The following is a 24,974-nucleotide window of genomic DNA, read 5'->3' on the forward strand; positions in this document are numbered from 1 at the left end:
GCATGGATGTGCGCACATGCCCTCTATCGGGTTCTTGGCGGCTTTGAAGGCTTGACGCGGATAGAAAGAAGGGCCATTTTGATGCACATCAGTGCACAGCATCGAGATGGAAGGTGGCCATGCGCTTACAGTTCATCGGAATCGACCCGGACACCGGCAAGAACGGGTCGCCCACGGCATGGGTGGACTTGGACAGCACGGACATCGTGATCCAGGGCTATACGGCCGACCAGGAAACGCGGGACCAGTGCGTGGAGAACACAGCGCCCGGGCATGCGAAGGGCATCCCCGATCACGAGACGGTGATCCGCATCCCCGCACGACTGGTGCCGATCCTGAGGGAGGCTTGTGATGCCGCAGAACGTGCCCAGCTTCGATGAGCTGATAGAGGCCGCACAGCACTCAGCCGTTCACCTGGAAATGCGGGATCAGTACGCGGTCGGCGACGAGGCGGTCGACTTCGCCACGTGGCTCGCCACGGGCCAGCGCGACTCCGACCCGACCTCGGAGTACTGGGCTCCCTGGGTGGACATGATCTCCCGCGTGACGGCCCGCGGAGTTGTCGTGCGGCGTGCGCGAATCGTCTCCGAACCGGTCACCGACTACATCCGGTACGAGCATGCCGGAACTGTCGTCAATGTGCTGGCCGGTGAGCAGGTGCGCTGGTTGCGTCGCAGTCAGGCAGCCGATCTGTTGCTTCCTGGTGCCGACCTGTGGATCTTTGATGGGAATCGCGTCCTCTTCAACCACTTCACCGGAACCGGTGACTGGGGGGAACCGCCCATGGAGCTGAGCACCGACTCGGTCATCGTCAAGCAGTGTTCGGATGCCTTCGAAGCGGTCTGGGAGCGCGCCGTTCCGCACGATCAGTACGAGATCCACTGACAGAAAGCACCACTGGCCAGCGCATGCCCATATCCCCGTCCTCCTCGGCGCAGACCGCGCGTGAGAACGTCGCGCGTCGGCTCCGCGACCTGAGGAAGAACGCCGGCCTGACGGTCACAGAGCTGGCCTCACACTGTGGTTGGCACCATGCCAAGACCTCCCGAATTGAGAACGCGCGGACACCCCCGTCGCCCACGGACATCCGGCTCTGGTGCCGTGCAACTGGCTCCGCCGCCCAGATTCCCGATCTGATCGCGGCTTCCCAGGACGCTGAGTCGCTCTACCGAGAGTGGCGGCAACGCGTGCGCTCCGGCCTGCGGAAGCTTCAGGAAAGCTATGTGGAGCTGTACAGGTCGACGGGCCTGCTGCGCGTGTACTCTCCGGTCCTGATCCCCGGGCTCCTCCAGACCGAGGGGTATGCGAGAGCGCTGCTGAGCGCGAATGCTCGGCTCCTGGACGTCCCAGACGACGCTGCTGAGGCAGCCATCGCACGCCTCCAGCGCTCGCAGGTAATCCACGAACCAGGCCACCGCTTCGTCTTCGTCATCGAGGAGGCGGTGCTCTATTACCAACTTGGCGACCCGGACGCGATGGCAGCGCAACTGGGCTACCTCCTCACAGCCGGCGCGCTACCCCAGGTCTCCTTTGGCATCATTCCCACGGCGACCCGCGAGCGCGTGCTGTGGCCCCAGGAGACCTTCGACGTCCACGACGATACGCTGGTGTCCGTTGAGTTGATCTCTGCGGAGGTGAACGTCACGCAGCCGTCTGAGATCGCCTTGTACACCAAGGCGTTCGAGCAACTGAGAAGCATGGCTGTCTACGGCAGTGGGGCCCGGGCGCTGATCCAGAAGGCGATAGAGGCTCTGCGCTGAGGCCGGGACCACCTAGGCCTGTCTGTGCGCGAGTGGAATGTAGAGTTCCGGCCACCTCAAACAGTTCCCGCTGAGCAGTGACGACAGGAAACCGATGACATATACACTCCAGGGCATGACTGACTTGGATGAATATGTCGACGAGTCCGGCGAGGACGAGCAGGATCTGTCCGCCTGGGACGATGATGAGGCAGCGACGACGACGGTCGACTGGACAGTCGAGACTGTCGTGAGTCAGATGCGTAAGGGGCGTATTGATCTCAATCCCAGCTTTCAGCGACGTGACGCTTGGACCAAGGTGGCCAAGTCTAGGTACATAGAGTCATTGGTTCAGCGCTACCCTGTGCCGCAGATCGTGCTTGCTGAGGACCAGAACACGCCTGGTCGGTACATGGTAATCGATGGTAAACAACGCCTTCTGGCAATTCGACAGTTCTGCGCCGATCCTGGTGATCCGCGAGACATTGAGTGGCTTCCTGAACGGTTGAAGCTCACTGGACTGACGGAAACGAAAAAGCTCAACGGCATAACGTATGACGAGATGCAAGAGGGCTATCCGGTCGAGGCGGTGAGATTTGAAAATGCAACAATTCGAGCTGTGCTGTTGCGTAAGTGGCACAGTCAAGACTTTCTGTACACGGTATTCTATCGCCTCAATTCCGGAAGTCTCAAGCTCTCTCCGCAGGAACTGAGGCAGGCGCTCTTTCCGGGCAAATTTATGGACTTTGTGGACGAGCGCTCGGGCGCAAGCCTCGCCCTTCGCTCGCTTCTCAATAAGAGCAAGCCTGATCGACGCATGGTGGATGCGGAGCTCCTGTTGAGGTTCCTTGCCTTTCACTTTGGTGTCCAGCCGTACGAAGGAAATCTCAAGAATTTCCTCGATGGGACGGCGAAGGCTCTCACGGCGTCTTGGGATGTCGACTCGGGGGCGAAGGTACGTAAGGCGGCCAACGAACTAGATGCCGCTATTGAGGCAGCGCGCACGATTTTTGGCGACGATGTATGCAGGAAGTACACTCGCGGCCGATTCGAGCGGGCCTTCAATAGAGCGATCTTCGATGTGCAGATTCACTTCCTGGTGAATTCGGAGCTCAGACGGTGGCAGGTGAGTCACGCAGCCGACGTTAAGGCGCAGTTTCAACTCCTCTGTGAGGAGGATCGAGACTTCGTCGATGCGGTCAGTAGCACAACAAAGACGCCGCTTGCCGTGAAGACGCGGTTTGGGGCCTGGAGGCAGCAGCTCCAAGACATGTCGGGGGTTCAGGCCGATCTGCCCAGTAGCGTTATTGCACTGTCTGAGGTGTCCTAAGTGACCGAGTGGGAAGCAGTTTCCTCGCTTGAGTCCAACGTGAACGCTGTCGCTAGGGAGCTGCGCATGCTCACTGGCGACGGCCGGATTGCCCCCGATCCTGTTGAGATGACGGACGAGTACTTTAATGATGTTCGGGTTCGAGTCAGAGCCTTCCTTATTCTCTGTAGCTCCGAACTGGAAGAGTTCGTTGAGACGCAATGTCTGGAATATCTGGCGCGCTGGGCAAAAGAAGACAACAAGGCGATGCAGCACTATTGTCTCCATGCTCTCACTATCTATTTTCGGAGAAGTATCGGAAACATGCTAGAGGGGCAAGGTTACTTTGTTGATTTCTATGCCTCGCCGGCGCAGGTCAAGAAGATGAAGCCGTCCGGCGGGAAGTTCAAGCAAGCCGACGTCGACGAGGTTCCCATACTGAACAGGAAGACGCTGATCGGGCGGGTTAGTAACTGGTACCGGGATGAGGTGGTCGGTACCAGTCACGGGATATCTGACAAGGATCTGTGTCGCTTGCTCGAGCCCCTGGGATTCAGTAAAGCCTTGGTGCGGGAGGAGTGCTCAAGTCTGGTCGCGGCTCTCCGTAGCTTGGCTGCCGGGCGAGGCGAGGCGGCGCATCGATCGACGACCGCGGGTAAGTACCCCTACCAGAGCCTTCCCAGCCCTATCTACCAACAGATGTCTGTTGGCGACGCTTGGGAAAGGTGGGCCGCGGTGAGGGACTCTCTTCCGGAGTTGCGCGACCTTCTGGATCGATCTCTCGCGATGGTCGTGGATTAACTGGCTGCGATCGCCGAGTAGATCCACACGTCAGCCGGCAGCTCATGCTTCAGACGCCATGTGATCGCCATCGGCTTGCTGCCGGTGTGCTCCTCATATGTAGCTGGACCGAGGAGCATCCAGGGGTGCGACTTGCCTATGTCGGTGGTCTTGTAACGGCGCATGAACACGAGGACGCTGCTGCCCTGTTGGACGTGGTTCCGGTAGCGCAGACCCGTTGGAGAGTTTTCTGCAGTCGCGTTCTGCGACTCCCAGTGGAAGAGCTGAGGGCTCAGCGCGAAGTCTTTGTAGCGGATGGTGGGTGAGAAGTCCTTCTCGTTCTTCTCCAGGGTGATGAGCAGGGCGTCAGTCCGAATGTCCTCAACCCACTGCACTCCCTGAGCGAAGGACCTGGGCATCTGACCGCCGAACCGGGCCACGCCGAGCGCGGCCAGTATTTCGGAGCGGTTGTACGCGCTGTGCACCTTCAAGGGAATGTGGCTGTGCGGGCCGGAGAGAGGAATCGGGAAGTGATCGGAGCGCTCGATGACGTACGACAGCACCTGTCGGAGCTCGTCCCGGAACACTGGCTGGGAACGCAGTGATTCGAGCCCTTCCCGAAAGTTGGAGAAGCCACCGGCGTTGTCCCAGAGGTTGAAGAAGAGCATGCGAGCGTACGCCTGGTCGGTTGGCGACAGCGCTTCGTATCCAGGGGCGTCGTCAGCGAGAAGGCGGAGGTAGGTCTGGGCACGCTCAGGATCGTCCACGTGGAGGAAAGCGTGGACGCGCTTGAGGAGTGCTGCTTCGCCGGACGGCGCCGGCTCCTTGATGAGGTCAGCCCTGCGAAGGACAGTGGTCCAGGAGTTGTCGCTCTTGTAGAGCTCCTTGATCTCTCGCCGACTCTCTCGTAGATAGTCCGTGAGGTGTGGTGTGCTGTAGTCCTTGACCTCCTTCACCAATACCTTGACACTCGCCGCGAGTTGGGCACGGATATTGTCGAGGATAAGGTCTTTGGACTTGCCTTCCAGGATGATTTGACAGCCGGAAGGAAGCTGCGGAAAGTCATGCTCGACGTGGTCGACAAGCCGGTTGCGAGACAGGTTTGTCAGAGCGCGGAACTGCTCCTCGAATCGGAACTCCGCTCGGTGCTGACCGATGAAGTCGAGCACCGTGAGGACGGGCTTGGACTCCGTCCGACGTAGTCCTCGGCCCAACTGCTGAAGGAAGATCGTGGCGCTGTTCGTGGGGCGCAGAAGCAACAGGGTGTCGACGTCAGGGATGTCCAGACCTTCGTTGAACAGATCAACGGAGAAGATCACCTGAAGTTTGCCATCTCGAAGGTCGGACAGGGATTGCGCCCTGGCTGCGGCAGGTGAGTCGCTGTCCAGCGCCACGGCCTGGAAACCGGCCTTGCCAAAGAAGTCGGCCATGAAGTGTGCATGGGCCTTGGTCACACAGAAGCCGAGGGCCCGCATCGCTCCTGGATTGGCAACTTTGTCGCGGATCTGCTTAACGACGATGCGGGCCCGGGCATCGTTGCCGGTGTAGACGTTGTCGAGATCCCGATCCGCGTAGCTCCCCTTCTGCCAAGTTAGATTGGTGAGATCGGTACCGTCGGGAGTGCCGAAATAGTGGAAAGGGCATAGGAGATCGTTCTCTAGGGCTTCCCAAAGGCGCATCTCCGCAGCGATTCGCCCGTCGAAGAACTCGTCCTGCACATGCAGGCCATCCATCCGCTCGGGTGTCGCAGTGAGTCCCAACAGTTCCTTTGGGTGGAAGTGGTCGATGACGCGCCGGTAGGTGGCCGCTGTGGCGTGATGGAACTCATCAATGACGATGACGTCGAAGTGCCCCGGGGCGAGCTGCTCCAGTCGCTGAAGGTTGAGCGACTGGACGCTAGCGAAGACGTGGTTCCATGCCGCCGGATCTTCGTTGGAGTAGAGGAGCTCACCGAACGATGCGTCGTCGAGCACCTCACGGTAAGTACGCAGGGACTGCTTGAGAATCTCCTTGCGGTGGGCCACAAAAAGCAGCTTCGGATTTCCGCTGCCTAGTTTCCTGCGTAGGTTTCTGTAGTCGAGTGCCGCCATGACCGTCTTACCGGTCCCGGTCGCTGCGACGAGGAGATTGCGGTTCCTGCCACGGATCTCGCGCTCGATACGCAGACGTTCCAGCATGTCCTGCTGATGCGGGTACGGACGGACGTCAAGGCCTGAAAGGCTGATCTTGAGGTCGGTTGTGGGGCCGGTTCCGCTGGCCTGTGCCAGAGCCCGATCGAGACGGTCACCGTCGGCGTCTGGGGCATACGGTTCGAAGGCGATGTCGTTCCAGTACGCGTCGAAGGTGGCTTCGAACTTGTTGAGCACAGCTGGGGTTGCCACCGATGACAGCCGCACGTTCCACTCCAAGCCGTCGAGAAGCGCGGCTTTAGAGAGGTTGGAGCTACCGACGTACGCCGTGTCGAATCCGCTCTTGCGGCGGAACAGCCACGCCTTCGCATGGAGGCGCGTCGAGCGGATCTCGTAATTGACCTTCACTTGGGCGCCGAAGTCGCGGACGAGTCGATCGAGTGCGTGGCGGTCGGTGGCGCCGATGTACGTAGTGGTGATGACTCGGATCGGTACACCGCGCTCCTTGGCAGCGCGGAGAGAGTCTTCGAGTACCCGTAGGCCATACCACTTCACGAATGCACAGAGCAGGTCAACGCGGTCTGCCGTGGCCAGTTCCGCGCGCAACTCGCTGCCGAGGCTGGGGTCTTCAGGAGAGTTGGTGATGAGCGCAGTTTCTGACAGTGGCGTTAGCGGGCGGACCGCGTAGACGCCGGGGGCTTCCTTCTCAGCCAATGCCAGGAGCTGACGGGGACCATCAGCGATCAGCTCGACCGCATCACTGGGTTCGCGGTCGCCAGAGCTGTAGGCGAGTGATTCGATGAGTTTGTTGGCGACAGCAACACGCCTATCCGGCGGCACCTGGCTGAGTCGTTGCACTATGGCCTGGCCGATGTGTCGGGCAAGTACATAAGGTGACGATTCCTCGCTGACCCCATCATCGATGGCCTTCCAGCCGGCCGCGCTCAGCTGCTCTATCTGCTCCTGCAGACGATGGGTGACGAGTTCCTCGTAAACACCCGCTACAGGCTGCGACAGGTCCCCTGACTGAGTCACGCAGATCCCCAATCCCTCATGCCACAGCGATAGCTCTGTTCTAGCAGGTGGCACTGACAATCTTTCCTGAGAGCTGCGGCGTCTCCAGAGTTGCTGCTGGGCCGCCCGCTTTTTTTCAGTGTTGTGCCTCCGTGCCCCGCCTCAAGGGCGCTCCCGCTCCGCTGCGCTCCGCGTCCGCGTCGGCTGCGCCGATGGCCCTGCGGGCCACCCTTGACCCGGGCCGCTCCAGCACGGGATGGAAGCGAGCGGGCCGCCCGGGGGAAGTGGGCGGCTTGCCGGGTGGGGCTGGGGGTGGGCTGCGGTCTTGGCCGGGGTTGGGGGCGCGTCGGACCGTTCGGGCACGCCGGGTGGGGTGGCGGATGCGGGTTGTTTGGAGAGGGGACTTTTCACCGCTGGGATGGCAACGGGTCCCGGAGCGCGCCGCGGGCAGCAGGAAGGCCTGATGGGCGACGCGCCCAGTCACGGTGGTTGCCTGGGCGGCGTCGGCCGTAGCGGGGTGTCAGGCGGTGCTGCCGGTGAGGGCGACGCTCTGGGGGGTGCCGGGGTAGCCGACGACCTGTTCGGTGGCGTCCCACTTGCCGTTGGCGTGGCGAAGGGTGTGCTTGATCTTCCCGTCGGGGGTGACGACGGCGGTCTGGAATTCTCCGGCCACCGCGGCCGCGCCGACGCTGATCATGGTGTCCGCGCCGAGCCTGCTGCTGAGGTTCCCGAAGGAGCTCCAGCTGCCGTCCGCCGCGCGGATGCCGTGCTTGATGCCGCCGGTGGTGTTGGTGAGGACGACCTGGAGGTCACCGCCGATGCCGGCGAAGGCCATGCCGTTGACCGGGCCGATGTTGGTGGCTGCCTTGTTGATGTGGCCCCACTTGGACCAGGTGCCGTCCGAGTGGCGGATGGCGTGGTAGGCGTTGGTGCCGGAGACGACACCGATCTGGGTCTCTCCGCCGCTGGTCTGTCCGGTGGCGACCTGGGTGATGTCGTCGAGCGCGCCGAGCTGGTTGGTGACGTCGCCCCACTTGGACCACTTCTCGTCCGCGTCCTGGGTGGCGTGGTAGACCTTGCCGCCCGCGAGCCCGATCAGCGCCAGACCCGGACCGGTGGAGGTGACGGCGATCTTGGTGAACGCGGGCTTGGTGCCGAGTTCGCCGGTCAGGTCGCGGAAGGCGTCCCAGCCGCCGGTCGGGCGCCGGTTGGCCTCGTAGACGTGGCCGTCGCCGCCGACAGCGAAGACGTAGTTCTTGCCCTTGATCGCCGCGTCGGCCGCGTACGCGATGTCGGTGATGGTCCCGGCGACCTTCTGCACATCGCCGAAGCCCGTCCAGTCGCCGTTGCTGTTCCGCATGCTGTGGTACAGACCGGTGCTGGTCCTGGCGAGCATCTGGGCGTTCCAGACGCTCAGCGTGGAGGCGGTGTTGTCCGTGATCCAGGACCGGATGTCGTCGACCCGGCTGGCGCGTGCCGCGGTCCGGGTCTCTGCGGGGTCGGTGCCCAGGCAGCCGCCCTGCCAGGAGTTGGTGACGATCGCGGCCAGTTCGGGGCGACCGTTCTTCTCCCGGAAGACGGGGGCGCCGGTGTCACCCTTGCAGACGGGGGCCCCGTCGATGTCCAGGGTCGTCGCGTCGACGCTCTTGCTGGTGAAGGCGCCGGAGTGCAGGGTGTCGGGGACCCAGGTGTCCTTGGTCCGCCCGTACCCGGCGCCCTTGAGCGTCTCGCCCGCTTCCGGTGCGCCGGTGGCCGGGTGCAGGAACGGCAGGCCGTAGACCGGGGCGGAGAGCCTGGCCAGGACCAGGTCGCGGTCGGTCCGTGGTATGAGCTGGGTGATGTCGCGGACCTCACCGGTGGCGGTGGTGAGGTCCGTGCGGCCGATCGTCGCGGTCGACTTCAGCTTCGGCACCCCTGCCGGCAGCGACGTGGCCTGACCCGGGTCGTCGGCGAAGCAGCTCGCGGCAGTGATCATCCACTGGTTGTTGATGAGAGTGCCTGTACAGGCTCGAGTACCGTCACCGATGTCGATCTTTGCGGTGAAGGCGGCGGCTCCACTTGTGGCAACGTCACCGTCCAGGCCCTGCGCGGTGGTCCCGGTGAGGGTTCCGGCGGCCGAGACCGTTGCGGTGAGCAGTGCTGCAGCCCACGCGATGCGAGAGCGCTTGCCAGACATATCTGTTCCTCATGAGTCTTCGGTGGTCAGCGAACTGACGTGCGCGTCAGGTGAATCGGCGCCGTAGGTGTGGGGGTGAATACGCCCCCTCGGCATTCCAGATGTCGGGAGGCGATACGACCAGACCGGTCGTCCGTGCGGCGCTTGGACGTCTGCCGGGCGTACTGCGATGTTCCACGGGGACGTTGCCGGGCGGAGAGCTGCATCCGGTGGGCCCGAGGGCCGACGAGGAGCTGGAGGGCCGCCGTCTCGGGCCGTCAGCCGGTGATACGGATCTCGACCAAGGCTGAGCGCAGGCCGGTGTCGCCGGCTTCCCCAACCGGCGTGAGGTCGTCCGCCGGGGCGTTGACGACGGTGTCCTTGCCCTGAGCGGTCAGCGTGGCCTTCACCGGGTGGGCCTGGGTCCAGATATTGAAGGTGTCGGGCAACTCAAGGGTCAGATAGCCGGACTTGGCGTTGGCCTTGAAGCAGTAGACCCCCGTACGGGCCTCGATCGCGATGTTCGACGGGTCCACACAGTCATTCAGGGTGGTCACGTCGGTGAGCCAGATGTGCCCGTCGCCGCGTTTGAGAACGACGCCGCGCTCCTGCTGCACCTTGGCGGCGCCGGGGTAGTTGTAGTCCTCGACGGCGACTGGCATGCCGTCGGCGGTCGTGGCGACCTGCCCGGCCGCGGGCGCTGTCTGCGGTAGGGCGAGCGCGGTGGCGCCAAGACCCAGCACGAGGGTGGCCGTGAGACCGCCCAGAAGGGTCTTTCGGGCAGGGGGCGTCGACACGGATTCCTCACAGGTGGCTGACACGTGGATCAAAGCGACCGCAAGGTAATCATGTTGTACGCACTAAGTAAAGTCCATGTAATGTTCCGCTGGTGCGCCACGCGGCGCCGTTACGCGCACCGAAGGCATCGCCTGACGGTGCATCAACGTCTGCAGGTGAAGAAGGTCTTCACCCGTACGCACGCCACACGGCAACTCGGTCGAAATGGACATGCGGCACCATTGTGCCCATTTCTCGATGTTCCTGCTTGGTGGTGATTGATCACTGAAGGATCGCCAAGTGAAGAAACCCCTGACTCTCGGTCGAACAGCGCGAATACACGAAGTGCAGCGAAGAGCTTCGCTGAGGGCGTTCGCTCCTCGCGCCGTCTGCGCCGCGGTGCTGTGCACATCGCTGGCTGCCGGGCTGCTCGGTGCTGCGCCAGTCGCTGCGGCTGAGGACCCCTACGCCCCGGCCTTCCGTGGCCAGGTTGTCGAAGTCTGGGAATCCGGCGGCAGTGGCATCAAGGAAGCGGCTGAGCGGGCCCTCCTCGGTTCGGACGAGGACATCAACCAGTTCCTCACCGACATGCCCACGCTTCAGCAGACGGACGACCGGGTGAACGTCTCGCGCGTGGTGAATGTCGGCGGGCCGGCGGTGCGGGAGGCGGCAAAGGCTGCGCTGCAGGGCACTCCCGAAGATGTGGAGGCCTTCTTGGACGACGGCTGGAGGGCTCCGCAGGAGCAGGATCAGCGAGTGGAGGCCAGCCGGATCGTGAACTTCGGCGGCCCCGGTGTACAGGACGCGGGCAAGGCCGCACTGCTGGGCACGCCCGAGGATGTGAAGCAGTTTTTGCAGGTCGGTCAGTTCAAGGCCCGGGAGGCCGACGACCGGGTCGAGACCAGCAGGCTGTACAACTTCGGCGGCCCCAACGTGAAGGCGGCCGCCAAGCTCGCACTGCGGGGTACTCCCGACGACATCGTCGAGTTCCTCGAGGTCGGCCAGTTCGTCGCGCGCAACCGTGACCAGGAATACACCACCGTCGCTCAGTTGACCGAGCAGGCGGAGAAGGCCGGAAAGCAGGCCGAGGAAGCGACGGACAAGGCCGAGGAGGCGTCCGCCAAGGCGATCGCGGCTGCGGTACTCGCACTGGAGGCGGCGCAGAAGGCGGCCAAGGAGACCGAGGCGGCGAAGAACGACGCGAATCGTGCGTCGGTGAAGGCCATGCAGGCAGCGGATGCGGCCCGCGCGGCGTCCGAGGCCTCGCAGCAGGCGATCGGTGCGGCGAACGCGGCCAATGCCTCTGCGCGTCGAGCCTCGTTGGCCGCTGCGCAGACCGCGAACGCGGCTGCGGCTGCGGCCGAGGCGGCCGGCCGGGCGTCGAACGCGGCGTATGCCGCGAGCAAGGACAAAGACAAGGCGCAGGCTGCTCGCGACCGGGCTGCCGAGGCCCGTAAGGCGGGCGAGCTGGCGAAGAAGTCGGCCCGCGCTGCCGAGCAGGCCGGAAAGGCGTCGCTGGCCGCCGCGGACGCGGCAGCGGCTTCGCGCAGTGCGACCGGCAACGCCAACAAGGCTGCGGCTGCGGCCGATCAGGCGGCTGACTACGCGGCGGCCGCCGGGGGCTCCTCGACCGAGGCGCGAGCCGCTGCTGCAGAAACCCGCCGCCACGCCGCCGAAGCCGACCGCGCCGCGAGCGCCGCCGAGTCGCTGGCCCGCAAGTCGGCCACCGCTGCCAACGAGGCGCGAGATGCGGCCAACTCGGCCGCCACGCACGCAGAGAAGGCAGCGGACGCCGCCGACGACGCGGCCAACCACGCCGGAGAGGCGGCCGATCGGGCGGCGGAGGCCGCCAAACAGGCTGCTGCGGCCAAGGTTGCGGCGGACACCGCCACCGCGGCGGTCACGACCGCGCAGAAGACCTTCGCCATCGCCCGGGAGACCGAGGCCGAGGATCTCAAGACACGCACCAATGCGGGTGTCGAGTCCGCGATGACGCACAAGGCCACGGCTGACACCTTCACCGTGGAGGTGTCCAAGACGGTCGTGGAGGGCCAGTCGATCGTCGAGGACACCAAGGCCCTGGCTGCCGAGGCGGGCAAGCCCGACACCGATGAGGCAGCGACAGCCGTCAAGGGGCGTGCAGTAGCACTGCGAGCGTTGAAGTACTTCGGCTCCTGGCGCAAGGAGGCAGCAGCCCAGGCCCTGTCCGGCACAGACGCCGACGTGATCGCGTATCTGAAGTCGGGATGGGACAAGGCAGTCGCGGACGAGACACGCCAGCAGGTCTCCGACCTCGCCTCGAACAGCCCCTACGCGGCGGTGCGCACCGCCGCGACCGAGGCACTCAACGGCAGCGCCCAGCAGATCCTCGACTTCTACACGAGCGGCCAGCACCAGGTCGCCAACGCCGACTACCGCGTCATGGCCTCCAAGCTCTTCAACGACGGCGGCCCGGGCGTCAAGGAAGCAGCCAGGGAGGCATTGGAGGACGGCAGCACCCAGGCGCTGCTCAGCTTTCTCAACAACGGCCAGTACGCGGCCCGCCAGACCGACGAAAGGGTGACGGCGAGCAAGCTGTACAACGACAGCGGCCCCGAGGTGAAGTCAGCAGCCAAGATCGCTCTGGCCGGCTCTGTGGACGAGGTTCACGCGTTCGTCGAGGCGGGGCAGTACATGGCGGACCGCAAGGACCAGCTTGCCTCCAACCACGTTGCACAGGTCGAACGGCTGATCGCCGAGGGTCTGGAGATCGCGGCCAACGCGCGCAGGAACAGCCACCTCGCTGCGCAGGCCGCCTTCGAGGCCAAGGGCGCTGCCGCGGACGCCGAGAAGGCGAAGAACGACGCGGCCCGAAGCGCCACGGAAGCCGCGGGCTACGCTACCGAAGCAGACGAGGCCGCCGACCGGGCCGAGTCCAGCGCCAGCAAGGCCAAGACCTCCGCCACCACCGCACGTGTCGCCGCCAACCGCGCCGACCAGGACGCCGCCGCCGCCGAGGAATCGGCTGCTCAGGCAGAGTTCTCCGCCGACTACGCGCGCGCTTCTGCGATGTCCGCCGCGCAGGCCTCGGATGACGCACGCCAGTCGGCCCTGGACGCAGGAAAGAGTTCCGCGGAGGCCGATGAACTCGCGGAGGCCGCGTGGAAGGACGTCGTCAAGAAGCGCGAAGTGGAGTTGGCCGAAGAACGTCGACTGGCTGAGGAAGCACGCCAAAAGCAGCGGGACGCAGAGAACAAGCCCAGGTGCTACATCCCGATGAACCGCGACAGCCTTCCGCCGTGCGCTCTGGCAGGCCAGGACCTCGTGTTCCCCACGATCGACCCTGTCATGAAGGAACTCGCGTGGGAAGTACTCGGCCTGAACGACGCCAAGGACTGCATCGACAACCCCAAGCTCGGCAAGTGCGCCCTGGCGGCCATGTCGTTCCTGCCCATCGGCAAGCTCAAGCTCATCAAAAAGGGTGCCGAATCTATTGAGGACATCACGGAGGCTTCACGCGCGGCCAGGGTGATCAAATGCGCCACGTGCTTCCTCGCGGGCACAAAGGTGTTGATGGCGGACGGAAGCCGGCAGGCCATTGAGACCGTGGGCGTCGGGGATCAGGTCATCGCCACCGACCCTCGTACAGGGGAAACGCAGGCCCGCACTGTCGAAGAACTCATCGTCACCGGTCTGGACACATCCTTCAACGAACTCTCCATAGCAACATCTCGCGGTACCGAGCACCTCACTGCAACGTATGAGCATCCCTTCTGGTCGCCTTCCGAAGGATCGTGGGTCAAGGCAGCAAACCTGCATTCTGGAATGACGTTGCGCACCGTCGACGGGAGCGCTGCCACCGTTGAGGGCAACCGGAGTTTCACGCAGCATGCTCGAACGTACAATTTGACCGTCGACGGACTGCACACGTATTACGTGCTGGCCGGCAATACGTCGGTCCTGGTGCACAATGAAGTCTGCGGAGTACGGGTCTCCCCCGTTGCTTCGGACTGGGCGACGAAGGGAGCGCATCTGCATGTGGGCGCAGACGAGGTTCATGTCTTCAGTCACGAGGGAGGGTTGGGTGCCAAGGGGATCCGACTCAAGACGGGTATGGCGTCGGACAAGAGCGTTCAGAAGGTTCTTGACACACTCAAAAGCAGCCCCGAACTACGCCAGGATTTGATCCAGAAGGCAAGGGCCGCGCAAAAGCACATGAACACGCACAACTGGGGAAATGCGAGCAATCGGGCTCTCGAGCTCCAGTTCTTGATCAAGGCATTGGAGAAACTGGGATGACGGGTGCAGAATTCATCGCCCACGTGCTCTCCACTGGCTCGCTCCTCGGGTTCGGGATCGGTGACAGTCCCGAAGTGGCGGATTCTGTAGTTCCGCTCTCTTACGCGGACGATTTCACGGGTCGCCGGAACTCCAGGACCCTTCGGCGAGACTACGGTCTTTTCGAGGTGACGTACGGTGGAGATCCAGATTGGGTGTGCCAGGCTATTTCCCTGGAAGTTCACCGACTGCTCCATTCGCCCGACCTGCGAGAGGAAGTTCGCGAACGACTGGGTGTTCGGTTCGAGCCCTTCACGAACTGGACCGATGTTCAACGTGAGTATGAGCGGATCCCTGGAAGCGGTGCCTTGGAAGTGATCGAAGGGTCGCCCGGGTACCGCATCCTTCGGAAACGTTCTGTCGGGGCTTCGGCCCACGTCCTGGATGATCCGGGTGCCGTCCGTGGAGAATTCCCGGGACATGGCGACGTATGGAGCCTGGAGATCATTCCAGCACGTTTTATGTGATAGCCGAAGACGCAGGTCGAGCACTTCCGCGATGCGCATGGGTCTTTTCCCGGACGGTGAACTATCCGTCGGCGGCAGGGTAGCGGGATTCCACCTCCTTGAGTCGATGGAATCCCGGAAGTACGGCTGACGCGGCCCCCCCCAGGTCTTTCTGCGGCAGGCCGCTTCGCCGAACCGCTTTTTATGCGCCGTGGCAGGCGTCGTACGGCTGGGGCTGGCCGCACCAGCAGTCCGACGTTCGCTGCGGCGGCCAGGCCACTGCCCGCCCCCGGGCCGCCAGGGTCGTCGCGTACTGCGGGAGGAGGGCGGTGTCGGACGGGGACGAGCCCTCCGAGGCGGCGAAGGCCTCGTAGGAGGGGACGGTGCCGGTGACGATGCCGAGGTTGCCGGTGCCGGAGACGGAGAGTTCGCGGAGGGAGGTCTCTATGGTCGCGAGGTGCTCGGGGTGGGACGGGTACTCCGTGGCCAGGTCGGGGTACGCCGACAGGAGTTCCGTCAGTTCTTCCGCCGGCCAGTGGAGGACCGCCACCGGGAAGGGGCGGGAGAGGGCCTCTCGGTAGGTGCCGAGTTCGGCTCGGAGGCGGGAGATCTCCGCCTCCAGCTCCTCGGGGTTCTCGGAGCCCAGGGACCAGACGCGCTTCGGGTCGTGGAGTTCGTCCAGGGAGACGGGGGACGAGTGGAGGGTGTCGGCGCGGGCGTCCCAGTCGTCGTGGGGGAGGCCGAGCATGCGGCGGACGCGGTGGCGGCCGAACAACACCGGGCGCGTGGCGTAGGGGGGTTCGGCCACGTCCGTGAGGAGGAGGGTGGCCGCCTCCGTGAACGTGTCGTGGGCCGCTTCCAGCTCGTCGTGGGACTCGAGGGACTCCGCGACGATCACCCAGGGCGCCGGGTCGCGGGGGGCGGTGGCGCGGATGCCCTCGATGATCGCCCTGGCCTCCGCCTCGTGGTCGTACTCCCAGAGGTTCGACGCCTTGAGGGCCCGGACCAGCGGTGCGTTCTCCAGGGTGTCCGGGGTGGCGAGGAGGCGGTCGTAGAGCGCGGTGGCGGCGGGGCGGTCGTCGGCCAGTTCCAGGTGGGCCGCGGCCTGGAGGAGGAGGGCTTCGGTGTCCTCGGGGTAGCGGCCGGCGGTCCGCTCCAGGCGTGCCGCTTCGGCGGTGTGGTCGACGTTCTCGGCAGGCGTGTCGGGGCGCATGAACGACACGGTACTGCCCGGCGGTGACAAAGAAGAGATAGGGATGGGGGGCAGTCGGTGCAGTCGGCGGTGAGGGGAGTCGTCCGTGCGGTTCGAGTTCGGTGGGTGTGTCGTGGAGTGGCGGGGGCCTGCTCCGTACTACTTCGTGCCGGTGCCGGAGGAGGAGTGCGAGGAGGTGCGGGCCGTGGCGGGCATGGCCTCGTACGGGTGGGGGGTCGTGCCGGTCGAAGTGACCTTGGGTGGGGTGGGTGGGGTGGTGTTCGAGACGTCCTTGTTTCCCAAGGACGGGGGGTATCTGCTGCCGTTGAAGAGCGCGGTGCGGAAGGCGCAGGGGGTCGAGGCGGGGGACGAGGTGCGGGTGGTGATGCGGGTGCGGGTCGGGTAGCGGATGGGGGCGGCGGGCACCGGTGAGACGCGTGTCCCGCCGCCTGGCCGGCCGGGTCAGATCGTCACGCCGTCGATCTGGAGGGTCTGGACCGCCTTCGCCGCCACCGACACCGCGACCGTCTTCCCGGACAGGTAGGTGTCCGAGTACGCCTTGTACGCGTCGCCGCCCGTCGTCACCGTGTTCCAGCGGGGGACCAGGCCGTTGGTGCCGCCGGTCACCGTCGTGAAGCCGGAGAGGTTGAAGGTGAAGGTCTGGGCGGAGGTGGCGGTGTTGAGGGCCACTATCACCAGGCGTCTGGCCGAGGAGTCGTAGGCGGCCACCGCGTTGCTCACGCCGGTGTCCAGGATCTTCATCCCCGGGCGGATGTGGCGGCTGAACTGGGCCATCACGTAGTACTTGGTGGTGACCGCGCCGGCCGCCAGGGTGTTCGCGTCGTACGCGATCATCGCCCAGTTCGTGGACGGGTCCATGACCTGCCAGTAGACCCAGGCGGTGGGGTGCAGCCAGCGGAAGTCGTAGAGCAGGTTGAAGGCCATGGTGTAGCCGGTGCCGTCGTTGTCGCCGGTCTCGGAGTTCCACAGGGCCTTGCCGGCCGTCGTCACGACGTCGGTGTAGAGGAGGTCGCGGCGGCCGCCGGAGCCCTGGTAGCCGTGGACGTTGACGCGGTCCACGTAGCCCTTCGTGGTGGAGGAGAAGGAGTTCCAGGTGGTGCGGGCCAGGTCGTAGCTCGTCTCGTCCGATGCGGAGATCTTCGTGGCCGTCAGGCCTCGGCTGTTCAACTCGCTGCGCAGGTAGGGGAGTACGGCCGACTGGACCGTCGAGTCGATGTGGCAGCCCTCTTGCGTGCCGGTCGCCGTCCACCAGGAGGAGGACGGTTCGTTGAAGGCCTCCACGGTCGCGAAGTTCACGCCCCAGTGGTTCTTGGCGTAGAGGGCCACGGAGGCGAGGTGGGAGGCGTGCTGGCGGTAGTTCCAGGACTGGAGGTTGTTGCCGCCGTCGGCGGCGCCGGACGGGTTGTGGTTGTCACACATCCACCACATGGGGGAGTTGGCGAAGAGCTCGGCGGTCGCGCCGCGGTTCACGGCCTTCACGAGCATGGCGCGCTGGGTGGCGTCGGCGGTCCAGTCCCAGGCCGAGGAGGTCGGGTCCTCGTTGTTCCAGTCCTGCCAGTAGCCCTCGATCTGTTTGAAGGAGGGGATGTTGGCGGAGGCGACCATCGATTCGCCGTTCACGCTGTTCCAGCTGCAGGCGCCCAGGTTGTAGCGGGCGATGTTCAGGCCGAGGCCGGGCAGTGAAGTGCTGTTGTACGTCGTCGACTTGGTGGTGAAGAAGATGTCGGCGAAGTCGTCGCGGGTGCCGAAGACGTTGCCCCACCAGGCCAGGGAGGTGCCCCAGCCCTCCCAGGTGCCCCAGGAGGTGGACGGGCTGACGGCGATGGTGGCGTCGGCGTGGGCCGTGCCGGTGGCCAGGGCGCTGCCCAGGAGGCCGCCACCCGCGGCGGCCAGGAGTGTTCTGCGTCGGATCATGGCTGTTTCTCAACCTCTCCGTGCGGCTCAAACACCGGTTCCCGGACCGGCGTCGACTCGTCCCCCCGCATGCCAACAGGAAGCATCGGGTGTGGTGCGTGAGGTTGTCGAGGGTTGTGACGGCGGTTTCTGACAGTGGTTTCTAAAACCAGTGGAGGAAGAGGGTGGGGGGAGGTGTGGTGACGGGTGGCCGCGCGGCTCTGGTGAGTTGGCGGTGGGCGCCCTATCGTGCGGGACCGGCTGGGGGTCGGTGCGACCGGCCGGTGGCCGGGGGCCCCGGACGGGGTCGGTGGGACCGGCGGGAGGTGCGCGGTGCGGGTGGTGGGGCACGGTGAGCGGCGGTGGCGGGCCCGGCGTCGGCGGGCGCTGTGGACCGGGGGCGAACTGCTCGTCACGGTGGGCGTGGTGCTGATGCTCCTGGTCGTGCACCAGCTGTGGTGGACCAACCGGGAGGCCAAGCAGGGGGCCGAGCGGAAGGTCGAGGCCCTGGAGCGGGAGTGGGGCGGCGGGGGAGGAACGGTGGACGGCTCCGGGGGAGCGGGGAGCGGCGGGGGGAAGGGCGGTTCCGGCACGGCCGGGTCCGCGGGGTCCGGCCGTACCGCCGGGGCCGGTGGGGCCGGTGGGGCGCGGACGTCGTCCACCACCCGGATTGTCGCCTCCCAGGCCTACGCCGTCCTCGTCATCCCGCGGCTCGGGCTGCGCGTGCCGGTCGCCGAGGGCGTCAGCAAGCCGAAGGTGCTCAACCACGGGTACGTCGGCCACTACCCCGGCACCCAGCAGCCGGGCCAGGCCGGGAACTTCGCGCTCGCCGGGCACCGGAACACCCACGGCGAGCCGTTCCGGTACCTGCCCCGGCTCCGGCTCGGGGACCCGGTCGAGGTGGAGACGGCGTCGGCGACCTACACGTACGTCGTGGACCAGGTCCTGCCGCAGACCTCGGCGCGTGACTCGGGGGTCGTACGGCCCGTACCGCGGTCGGTCGTGAAGCCGTCGTACGGCTACAAGGAGCCGGGGTACTACATCACGCTCACCACCTGCACGCCCGAGTTCACGTCCCGGTACCGGATGGTGGTGTGGGGGAAGCTGGTGTCGACGCGGCCGCGGGCGTAGGGCGGCAAACGCGGAACGCGGTTGCGGCGGTCCAGGTGATCCGTGCGTCTGTCCGGGGGGCTTCCGGACGTGCCGTGAGGGGGAGACGCGCGTCGGGGGATATGTCGGTGGGAGAGAGGTGACTTCGGGAGATCCGTGAGGAGATCGGCTATGTACGCGGTGGTTCGGCGGTACGAAGGGGTGACGGATCCTGCCGAGGCGGGACGCCTGGTGGACGCGGGGTTCGTTCCCCTCCTCCGGCAGGTCCCCGGTTTCGTGGCCTACTACTGGGTCGACGCCGGGGACGGAGTGATGCTCTCCACCAGCGTCTACGACGACCAGGCCGGGGCCGAGGAGTCGGTCAGGAGGGCCGCGGACTTCGTGCGGGACCAGCTCGCGTCGCTGCTGCCCAATCCGCCTCAGGTCACGGCCGGTCAGGTCGTCGCCGCGGGGTAGCCGGGGTGGGGTGGCCGAGCAGCCGGGTGGCCGGGTGGCGAGAAGCGCCCGGCGGGGCCGCGGGTGACGACCAGCGCCGGCGGGGCCGGACCTGTGGTCCCGGTGCCGGGCCCGGCGCGCCGCACCCGCTCACGTCGGCTCGCGCAGCCCCACCACCCCCGCTGCTCCCGGCACCGCCGGCCCCGCCGAGACCGCCGTCGCCACGTCCGCCCCGTGGGCCAGGCCGCCGCCGGACGACGTGGCGAGGGCGATGGTCAGGGCCCCGCCCGCGCAGGAGCCGATGGAGCGGAAGGTCTGCTGGGCGCCCGGCGAATGCCCCGCCCGTGGAACCGTCGTCCCGTCGCGGACGTTGTCGTCGTACCGGGCCCGGGCCTCGGCCCGGCCGGTCCCGTCAGCAGGGCGCTCCTCAGGCCCAGGAGGCTCCTGGAGTCGCTGGAAACGAATCATGTATAAACGGGGATGAGACGGAGAGGGGGGCGGTCGGTGTGCGCGTGAACGTGAACAGCCGCTGGGCGCTGCCGTCCCGGCCGGCCGCGCTGCTGCTGCTCCTGCTGCTCGACCTCCTCCTGCTCGACTCCGGCAGCCTCTTCACCACCGTCGCGCTCGCCGCGACCGCCGCCGTCGGCTCGGCCCTCGCCGTCTGCGCGGTGCGCGCCGCGCGCTCCGCGCCCGCCGTGCCGCCCACCCGGGTCCGCACGGCGATCCGCGACCGGGCCAGGCGTACCGCCTTCCTGCCCCAGCGCGACCCGGACGCCAGGGGCCGCAGCCGCCCGCGAGCACCCGGACACGCCCTCCCGGCGACCCCCGCGTAACCCACCCGGCCCTCCGGCCTCCGGCTTCCAGCCCCCGGCCCCCGGGCGGTCTCGCGCGCGTCGTCATGCCGTTCCGCACCGTCATCCACGGCACGACGAGACCCCTCGGAGGGCTCCCACCCATGTCCGCTTTCCTGTCCGGTTCCCTGTCGGTCTTCACCGGCCTGGTCGAGCACCTCGCCGACCTGCTCCAGCCGCTGTTCCACGCCTCCGCGGCCGCCGCAGCGATCGTCCTGTTCACCGCGCTCGTACGACTGCTCGTCCATCCCCTCTCCCGCGCGGCCGCCCGCGGGCAGCGTGCCCGGGCCGCGCTCCAGCCCAGGCTCGCCGAACTGCGCAAGCGGCACGGCAAGGACCAGGAGGCGTTCCAGAAGGCCGTGCTGGAGCTGCACGCGGCGGAGAAGGTGTCCCCGCTCTCCGGCTGCCTGCCCGGACTGCTGCAGCTGCCCGCGTTCTTCCTGCTCTACCACCTCTTCTCCAACCCGGTGATCGGCGGCCGGGGCAACGGGCTGCTCTCGCACGAACTGCTGGGCGCCCCGCTCGGCGGGCGGTGGAGCGATGTCCTCGCCGGTGCGGGCGGCGGCGGGTTCGGGAGCGCCGGGCTGGTCTACCTTGCGCTGTTCGCCGTGGTCGCCGTCGTCGCCACCGCCAACTTCCGGCGCGCCAGGCGGACGGCGGCGGAGACGGCGGCGGGGGCGGCGGCGGAGGCGTCTGCGGGGGCGGCTGCGGGGGCGGCGGCCGTGGTGAGCGAGGAGGACCGGCAGGTGGCCGGGATCGGCGCGGTCACCAAGGTCATGCCGTACCTGTCGTACGCCACGCTGGTCACCGTGGCCGTGGTACCGCTCGCCGCCGCGCTCTACGTGGTGACCAGCACGACGTGGAGCGCGGTGGAGCGCGCGGTGCTGTACAGGTGAGGGCCGTGGTGCCTACGGTCCAGTACGTGAACAGGCTCTTGCCCGCTGCACGCGCATCTTGGAGGATCGACCAGTCCTCCGATGGCTGCACCCATCGGTCGGGCGACTGCTGTCAAGGGAGATGGTGACGACCATGAAGCTGCTGCGAGTCGGTACGGCGGGGGCTGAGCGGCCCGCGCTGCTCGACGCCGAGGGTGTCCTGCGGGACCTGACGGGAATCGTCGACGACATCGACGGTGCGCTGCTCGCCGACGCCGCGGCGCTCGGCCGGGTCCGGGCCGCCGCCGAGGCCGGGGAGCTGCCGGCGCTCGACGCGAGCGGGCTGCGGATCGGGCCGCCGCTGGGGCGGATCGGGAAGGTCGTGTGCATCGGGCTCAACTACCACGACCACGCCCGCGAGACGGGGGCCGAGCCGCCGTCCGAGCCGGTCGTCTTCCTGAAGGCCGCGGACACGGTCGTGGGGCCGGACGACACCGTGCTGGTGCCGCGCGGGTCGGTGAAGACCGACTGGGAGGTCGAGCTGGCGGTGGTCATCGGGCGTACGGCGCGGTACGTGGCCGACGACGAGGACCCGCTGGCGTACGTCGCCGGGTACGCGGTCGCGCACGACGTGTCCGAGCGGGAGTTCCAGATCGAGCGGGGCGGGACCTGGGACAAGGGGAAGAACTGCGAGACGTTCAACCCGCTCGGGCCGTGGCTGGTGACGGCCGACGAGGTCGCCGACCCGCAGGACCTGTCGCTGAAGCTCTGGGTGAACGGCGAGCTGAAGCAGGACGGGACCACCGCCGAGCAGATCTTCTCGGTGGCGGAAGTCGTGCGGTACGTCAGCCGGTTCATGGTGCTGTACCCCGGGGACGTCATCAACACCGGGACTCCGGCGGGGGTGGCGCTGGGAGCGCCGGAGCCGAAGCCGTTCCTGCGGGCCGGGGACGTGGTGGAGCTGGAGATCGCGGGGCTCGGCCGTCAGCGCCAGGAGTTCAAGGACGCCTAGCCGCTCCGCCGGGAGAGCCGGGGAACTGCGCTCGTCGGTCGTCCGCGGGCCGGATGTGGTCGCTCGCGCAGTTCCCCGCGCCCCTGAAGGGCGCTACAGGCGTCGGCGTTCACAGCTCCAGGAACTTCTCCAGGGCCTCCACCACGAAGCGGTGGTCCTGGAGTTGGGGGAGGCCCGAGACCGTCACCGAGCCGATGACGCCGGCGTTCTCGACGGTGATCGGGAAGGAGCCGCCGTGGGCCGCGTACTCGTCCGGGTCCAGGCGGGAGGACTCCTCGAAGGTCGTGCCCTTGGCGCGGAAGCGGGCGCCGACCAGGTAGGAGGCCGAGCCGTAGCGCTCGACCACGCGGCGCTTGCGGGCGATCCAGGCGTCGTTGTCGGGGGTGGAGCCGGGCAGGGCCGCGTGGAAGAGCTGCTGACCCGCGCGGTGGATGTCGATGGCGACGGGGGCCTGGCGCTCCCGGGCCATCTCCACCAGCAGGGAGCCGAGCGCCCAGGCGTCGTCGTACGTGAACTGCCGGAACACCAGGCGGCGTTCCTGCTTCTCCAGCTCCTCCACGGGCGGCGTGAGTTCGGGAGTGGTCTTCGGGGTCAGCTGCGGGTGGTGCATCAGAGGGTCACCGTCACCTTGTCTCGTGCCGAACGGCGGGCTGCTTCGAGTACGTCCAGGGCGGCGGCCGCCTCCAGAGCGGTCACCGGGTTGGGGCCCTCGCCCCGCAGGGCCTTGGCCACGGCCGCGTAGTACGCGGGGTAGTCACCGGGGAGGGTCGGGACGGTACGGCCGCCGCCGGTGACCGGGGACTCTCCGGCGCCGACACGGCCGTACAGCGACTCCGGTTCCTGACCCCAGGCGGGCGCGGTGCCCGGGCGCTCGCCCTTGCGCAGGGCGTCCTCCTGCGGGTCCAGGCCGTACTTGACGTAGCCCGCCTTCGAGCCCAGCACCCGGAAGCGCGGGCCGAGCTGGGCCGCCGTGGCCGAGGCGTAGAGGTGGGAGCGGACGCCGTTCGCGTGCGTGACGGCGATGAAGGTGTCGTCGTCCGTCTCGGCGCCGGCCCGGCGGATCACCGACTCGGCGTACACCTCGGTGGCGGGGCCGAAGAGGACCAGGGCCTGGTCGACGACGTGGCTGCCGAGGTCGTACAGGAGACCTCCGATCTCTGCCGGGTCGCCGGACTCGCGCCAGCCGCCCTTGGGCTGCGGACGCCAGCGTTCGAAGCGGGACTCGAAGCGCCAGGGGTCGCCCAGCGCACCTTCGTCGAGAAGGCCGCGCAGGGTCAGGAAGTCGTTGTCCCAACGGCGGTTCTGGAAGACCGAGAGCAGCAGACCGCGCTCCTCGGCGAGGGCGGCCAGCTCGCGTGCCTCGGCGGCGGTGCCGGCGACCGGCTTGTCGACCACGACCGGGAGGCCCGCCTTGAGGGCGGTCGTCGCCAGCGGGACGTGCGTCTTGTTCGGGGACGCGATGACGACCAGGTCGAGTTCGGCGGCGCGGTCGAACAGCTCGTCGGGGCCGGCGACCGTCCGGACGCCAGGGAACTCGGCCTTCGCCTGCGCCTGCCGCTCGGGGTTCGAGGTGACCACCGTGTCCAGGGCGAGGCCCTCGGCGGCGGCGATCAGGGGGGCGTGGAAGACGGATCCGGCGAGGCCGTAGCCGATGAGGCCGACGCGGAGGGGAGGGGCAGCTGCTGTCATGCGTCCTACTTTCGCAACGCTGTTGCCAAAGTGCAAGCGGGAGGGAGAATGAGTGGCGTGAACAGGACGAGGAGCGGGCGGCCGGGGGCGGTCGGGGCGAATCTGCCGGCCATGCGCAGCCACAACAGCGCGCTGGTGCTGGAACTGCTGCGCACGGCGGGGGAGGACGGCATCAGCCGGCTCGAACTGGCCGAGCGGACCGGGCTCACCCCGCAGGCGGTCAGCAAGATCACCGCCCGGCTGCGGGAGGACGGACTCGCGGCGGAGGCCGGGCGGCGCGCGTCCACGGGCGGCAAGCCGGCCACCGTGCTCCGGCTGGTGCCGGAGGCCGGGCACGCGGTGGGGATCCAGCTCGACCGGGACGAACTGCGGGCGGTGCTCGTCGACCTCGACGGCACGGTGGTCGCCGAGCGGCAGGCGGCGGTGGACATGGGGGCCGGGGCGGAGGCCGTGCTCGGTGCGATCGGAGAGGTGGCCGGTGAGCTGGTGGAGCGCGGCGGCGACACCCTGCTCGGGGTCGGGGTCGGGGCGCCGGGGCCGCTCGACCACACCCACGGGGTGCTGCACCGGGTCACCGGCTTCCCCTCCTGGGACGGCTTCCCGCTGCGGGACGCGCTCGCCGAGCGGCTCGGGGTGCCGGTCGTCGTCGACAAGGACAGCAACGCGGCGGCCCTCGGACTCGCCGTCGGCGGCGAGAGCGGCTCCTTCGCCTGCCTGCTTCTCGGTACGGGGCTGGGCGCAGGCCTGGTGATCGGCGACACCGTGCACCGGGGGGCGCGCACCGGGGCAGGCGAGTTCGGGCACCAGGTCGTCCAGCTCGACGGGCCGCCCTGCCACTGCGGCAACCGCGGCTGCATCGAGGCGCTGTGCCTGGCGGCGGTGGCCCGCGGCGACGTGGCCGAGGCGGCGCGGGTCCTCGGCGTCGGCGCCGCGAACCTGGCCGGCCTGCTCGACATCGACCTCGTGCTGCTCGGCGGCCGTACGATCGCCGCCGCGCCGGAGCCCTTCGTACGGGGGGTCGCCGCCGTCCTCGACGCCCACACCCGGCGGGAGGGCAGCCTGCGCACGGCCGTCCCGGTCCGCCTCGCTCCCGGCGGCGACCGAGGCGTCGCGGAGGGCGCCGCCCAACTGCTCCTCGCCCCCCTGTTCGGCCGCGCGGACGGCTGACCACCGTTCGGCCAAGAGGGGACGCGGGGAACTGCGCGACCGGCCCCCACCGGCCGGCAGGCG

The 24,974-nt window shown here is 67.4% G+C and carries 20 protein-coding genes and 2 pseudogenes; 14 read left to right on the forward strand and 8 right to left on the reverse strand.

The genetic code is table 11. The features are described 5' to 3' along the window. Positions 1 to 119 precede the first annotated feature (119 nt). The 5 genes from ACZ63F_RS22820 to ACZ63F_RS22840 all read left to right on the forward strand — a co-directional run bounded on the left by ACZ63F_RS22820 (position 120) and on the right by ACZ63F_RS22840 (position 3,849). A complete protein-coding gene (locus tag ACZ63F_RS22820; RefSeq protein WP_469713275.1) occupies positions 120 to 380 on the forward strand; it encodes a hypothetical protein in 261 nt (86 codons plus the stop codon). Beyond that, complete coding sequence (locus tag ACZ63F_RS22825) at positions 352 to 885, forward strand: DUF6879 family protein (protein ID WP_469713277.1); 534 nt, start codon at positions 352 to 354, stop codon at positions 883 to 885. Before ACZ63F_RS22820 ends, ACZ63F_RS22825 begins: the two co-directional genes overlap by 29 nt. Before the next feature lie 23 nt (positions 886 to 908). Beyond that, entirely contained in the window at positions 909 to 1,760 is an 852-nt protein-coding gene (locus tag ACZ63F_RS22830; protein WP_469713279.1) for a helix-turn-helix domain-containing protein, read from the forward strand. Positions 1,761 to 1,875: 115 nt separating this feature from the next. Beyond that, complete coding sequence (locus ACZ63F_RS22835; RefSeq protein WP_469713280.1) at positions 1,876 to 3,069, forward strand: GmrSD restriction endonuclease domain-containing protein; 1,194 nt, start codon at positions 1,876 to 1,878, stop codon at positions 3,067 to 3,069. Beyond that, complete coding sequence (locus ACZ63F_RS22840) at positions 3,070 to 3,849, forward strand: hypothetical protein (RefSeq protein WP_469713282.1); 780 nt, start codon at positions 3,070 to 3,072, stop codon at positions 3,847 to 3,849. Here the strand turns inward: ACZ63F_RS22840 and ACZ63F_RS22845 are convergent. From ACZ63F_RS22845 to ACZ63F_RS22855, 3 genes are all read right to left on the reverse strand, one after another. Further along, entirely contained in the window at positions 3,846 to 6,992 is a 3,147-nt protein-coding gene (locus ACZ63F_RS22845; RefSeq protein WP_469713283.1) for a DEAD/DEAH box helicase, read from the reverse strand. The two genes, ACZ63F_RS22840 and ACZ63F_RS22845, sit on opposite strands and share 4 nt — an antisense overlap. A gap of 499 nt (positions 6,993 to 7,491) precedes the next feature. Continuing rightward, the gene (locus ACZ63F_RS22850; RefSeq protein WP_469713285.1) at positions 7,492 to 9,147 is read right to left on the reverse strand and encodes a S1 family peptidase; all 1,656 of its coding nucleotides are present in this window, start codon (positions 9,145 to 9,147) and stop codon (positions 7,492 to 7,494) included. A 257-nt stretch (positions 9,148 to 9,404) separates the two neighbouring features. After that, positions 9,405 to 9,923: a hypothetical protein gene (locus ACZ63F_RS22855; RefSeq protein ID WP_469713286.1), complete on the reverse strand. Its 519-nt coding sequence runs from the start codon at positions 9,921 to 9,923 to the stop codon at positions 9,405 to 9,407. 280 nt (positions 9,924 to 10,203) lie between these two features. Here ACZ63F_RS22855 and ACZ63F_RS22860 point away from each other — a divergent pair, with 280 nt between their 5' ends. Then, positions 10,204 to 14,181 (forward strand): polymorphic toxin-type HINT domain-containing protein, encoded by a 3,978-nt coding sequence (locus tag ACZ63F_RS22860; protein ID WP_469713288.1) that lies wholly within the window; start codon positions 10,204 to 10,206, stop codon positions 14,179 to 14,181. A gap of 687 nt (positions 14,182 to 14,868) precedes the next feature. Here ACZ63F_RS22860 and ACZ63F_RS22865 read toward each other — a convergent pair. Beyond that, on the reverse strand, positions 14,869 to 15,879 hold the full coding sequence (locus ACZ63F_RS22865) for a hypothetical protein (RefSeq protein WP_469713289.1): 1,011 nt from the start codon (positions 15,877 to 15,879) through the stop codon (positions 14,869 to 14,871). Positions 15,880 to 15,964: 85 nt separating this feature from the next. On the opposite strand from ACZ63F_RS22865, the gene ACZ63F_RS22870 reads away from it, so the two are divergent. Next, positions 15,965 to 16,264 (forward strand): DUF1905 domain-containing protein, encoded by a 300-nt coding sequence (locus ACZ63F_RS22870; protein ID WP_469713290.1) that lies wholly within the window; start codon positions 15,965 to 15,967, stop codon positions 16,262 to 16,264. A gap of 56 nt (positions 16,265 to 16,320) precedes the next feature. On the opposite strand, the gene ACZ63F_RS22875 is transcribed toward ACZ63F_RS22870, so the two are convergent. Continuing rightward, entirely contained in the window at positions 16,321 to 17,793 is a 1,473-nt protein-coding gene (locus ACZ63F_RS22875) for a glycoside hydrolase (protein WP_469713292.1), read from the reverse strand. Positions 17,794 to 18,114: 321 nt separating this feature from the next. Here ACZ63F_RS22875 and ACZ63F_RS22880 point away from each other — a divergent pair, with 321 nt between their 5' ends. After that, positions 18,115 to 18,903 carry a class E sortase gene (locus ACZ63F_RS22880; protein ID WP_469713570.1) on the forward strand — a complete coding sequence of 263 codons (789 nt, stop codon included), beginning with the start codon at positions 18,115 to 18,117 and terminating at the stop codon, positions 18,901 to 18,903. Positions 18,904 to 19,053: 150 nt separating this feature from the next. Beyond that, complete coding sequence (locus ACZ63F_RS22885; protein ID WP_469713293.1) at positions 19,054 to 19,338, forward strand: hypothetical protein; 285 nt, start codon at positions 19,054 to 19,056, stop codon at positions 19,336 to 19,338. 129 nt (positions 19,339 to 19,467) lie between these two features. Here ACZ63F_RS22885 and ACZ63F_RS22890 read toward each other — a convergent pair. Further along, positions 19,468 to 19,662, reverse strand: a pseudogene (locus tag ACZ63F_RS22890) (MFS transporter); the annotation flags it as partial. On the opposite strand from ACZ63F_RS22890, the pseudogene ACZ63F_RS22895 reads away from it, so the two are divergent. The 4 genes and pseudogenes from ACZ63F_RS22895 to ACZ63F_RS22910 form a co-directional block, all read left to right on the forward strand. After that, positions 19,646 to 19,791: pseudogene (locus ACZ63F_RS22895) on the forward strand (winged helix-turn-helix transcriptional regulator); the annotation flags it as partial. The pseudogenes ACZ63F_RS22890 and ACZ63F_RS22895 overlap by 17 nt on opposite strands. A 44-nt stretch (positions 19,792 to 19,835) precedes the next feature. After that, positions 19,836 to 20,150, forward strand: a complete 315-nt coding sequence (locus tag ACZ63F_RS22900; protein ID WP_469713572.1) for a DUF6412 domain-containing protein — start codon at positions 19,836 to 19,838, stop codon at positions 20,148 to 20,150. A gap of 146 nt (positions 20,151 to 20,296) precedes the next feature. Then, positions 20,297 to 21,064, forward strand: coding sequence for a membrane protein insertase YidC (gene yidC, locus ACZ63F_RS22905; RefSeq protein ID WP_469713573.1), 768 nt, complete (start codon positions 20,297 to 20,299; stop codon positions 21,062 to 21,064). A 133-nt stretch (positions 21,065 to 21,197) separates the two neighbouring features. Further along, positions 21,198 to 22,055, forward strand: coding sequence for a fumarylacetoacetate hydrolase family protein (locus ACZ63F_RS22910; RefSeq protein WP_469713294.1), 858 nt, complete (start codon positions 21,198 to 21,200; stop codon positions 22,053 to 22,055). 109 nt (positions 22,056 to 22,164) lie between these two features. Here the strand turns inward: ACZ63F_RS22910 and ACZ63F_RS22915 are convergent, their stop codons facing one another. Both ACZ63F_RS22915 and ACZ63F_RS22920 read right to left on the reverse strand, forming a co-directional pair. Continuing rightward, positions 22,165 to 22,665, reverse strand: a complete 501-nt coding sequence (locus ACZ63F_RS22915; protein WP_457698594.1) for a heme-degrading domain-containing protein — start codon at positions 22,663 to 22,665, stop codon at positions 22,165 to 22,167. After that, positions 22,665 to 23,744 carry a Gfo/Idh/MocA family oxidoreductase gene (locus tag ACZ63F_RS22920; protein ID WP_469713295.1) on the reverse strand — a complete coding sequence of 360 codons (1,080 nt, stop codon included), beginning with the start codon at positions 23,742 to 23,744 and terminating at the stop codon, positions 22,665 to 22,667. The genes ACZ63F_RS22915 and ACZ63F_RS22920 overlap by 1 nt, the downstream gene beginning before the upstream one ends. A gap of 48 nt (positions 23,745 to 23,792) precedes the next feature. On the opposite strand from ACZ63F_RS22920, the gene ACZ63F_RS22925 reads away from it, so the two are divergent. Beyond that, positions 23,793 to 24,911: an ROK family transcriptional regulator gene (locus ACZ63F_RS22925; RefSeq protein WP_469713296.1), complete on the forward strand. Its 1,119-nt coding sequence runs from the start codon at positions 23,793 to 23,795 to the stop codon at positions 24,909 to 24,911. The last annotated feature ends 63 nt before the right edge of the window (positions 24,912 to 24,974 follow it).

Source organism: Streptomyces sp. NPDC104761, from assembly GCF_055583445.1.

Bases quoted from the DNA above. Each gene is read 5' to 3' on its own strand.
- ACZ63F_RS22820 (WP_469713275.1), top strand. From the start codon at position 120: ATGCGCTTACAGTTCATCGGAATCGACCCGGACACCGGCAAGAACGGG.
- ACZ63F_RS22825 (WP_469713277.1), top strand. From the start codon at position 352: ATGCCGCAGAACGTGCCCAGCTTCGATGAGCTGATAGAGGCCGCACAG.
- ACZ63F_RS22830 (WP_469713279.1), top strand. From the start codon at position 909: ATGCCCATATCCCCGTCCTCCTCGGCGCAGACCGCGCGTGAGAACGTC.
- ACZ63F_RS22835 (WP_469713280.1), top strand. From the start codon at position 1,876: ATGACTGACTTGGATGAATATGTCGACGAGTCCGGCGAGGACGAGCAG.
- ACZ63F_RS22850 (WP_469713285.1), bottom strand. From the start codon at position 9,147: ATGTCTGGCAAGCGCTCTCGCATCGCGTGGGCTGCAGCACTGCTCACC.
- ACZ63F_RS22865 (WP_469713289.1), bottom strand. From the start codon at position 15,879: ATGCGCCCCGACACGCCTGCCGAGAACGTCGACCACACCGCCGAAGCG.
- ACZ63F_RS22875 (WP_469713292.1), bottom strand. From the start codon at position 17,793: ATGATCCGACGCAGAACACTCCTGGCCGCCGCGGGTGGCGGCCTCCTG.
- ACZ63F_RS22885 (WP_469713293.1), top strand. From the start codon at position 19,054: ATGTACGCGGTGGTTCGGCGGTACGAAGGGGTGACGGATCCTGCCGAG.
- ACZ63F_RS22910 (WP_469713294.1), top strand. From the start codon at position 21,198: ATGAAGCTGCTGCGAGTCGGTACGGCGGGGGCTGAGCGGCCCGCGCTG.
- ACZ63F_RS22915 (WP_457698594.1), bottom strand. From the start codon at position 22,665: ATGCACCACCCGCAGCTGACCCCGAAGACCACTCCCGAACTCACGCCG.
- ACZ63F_RS22920 (WP_469713295.1), bottom strand. From the start codon at position 23,744: ATGACAGCAGCTGCCCCTCCCCTCCGCGTCGGCCTCATCGGCTACGGC.
- ACZ63F_RS22925 (WP_469713296.1), top strand. From the start codon at position 23,793: ATGAGTGGCGTGAACAGGACGAGGAGCGGGCGGCCGGGGGCGGTCGGG.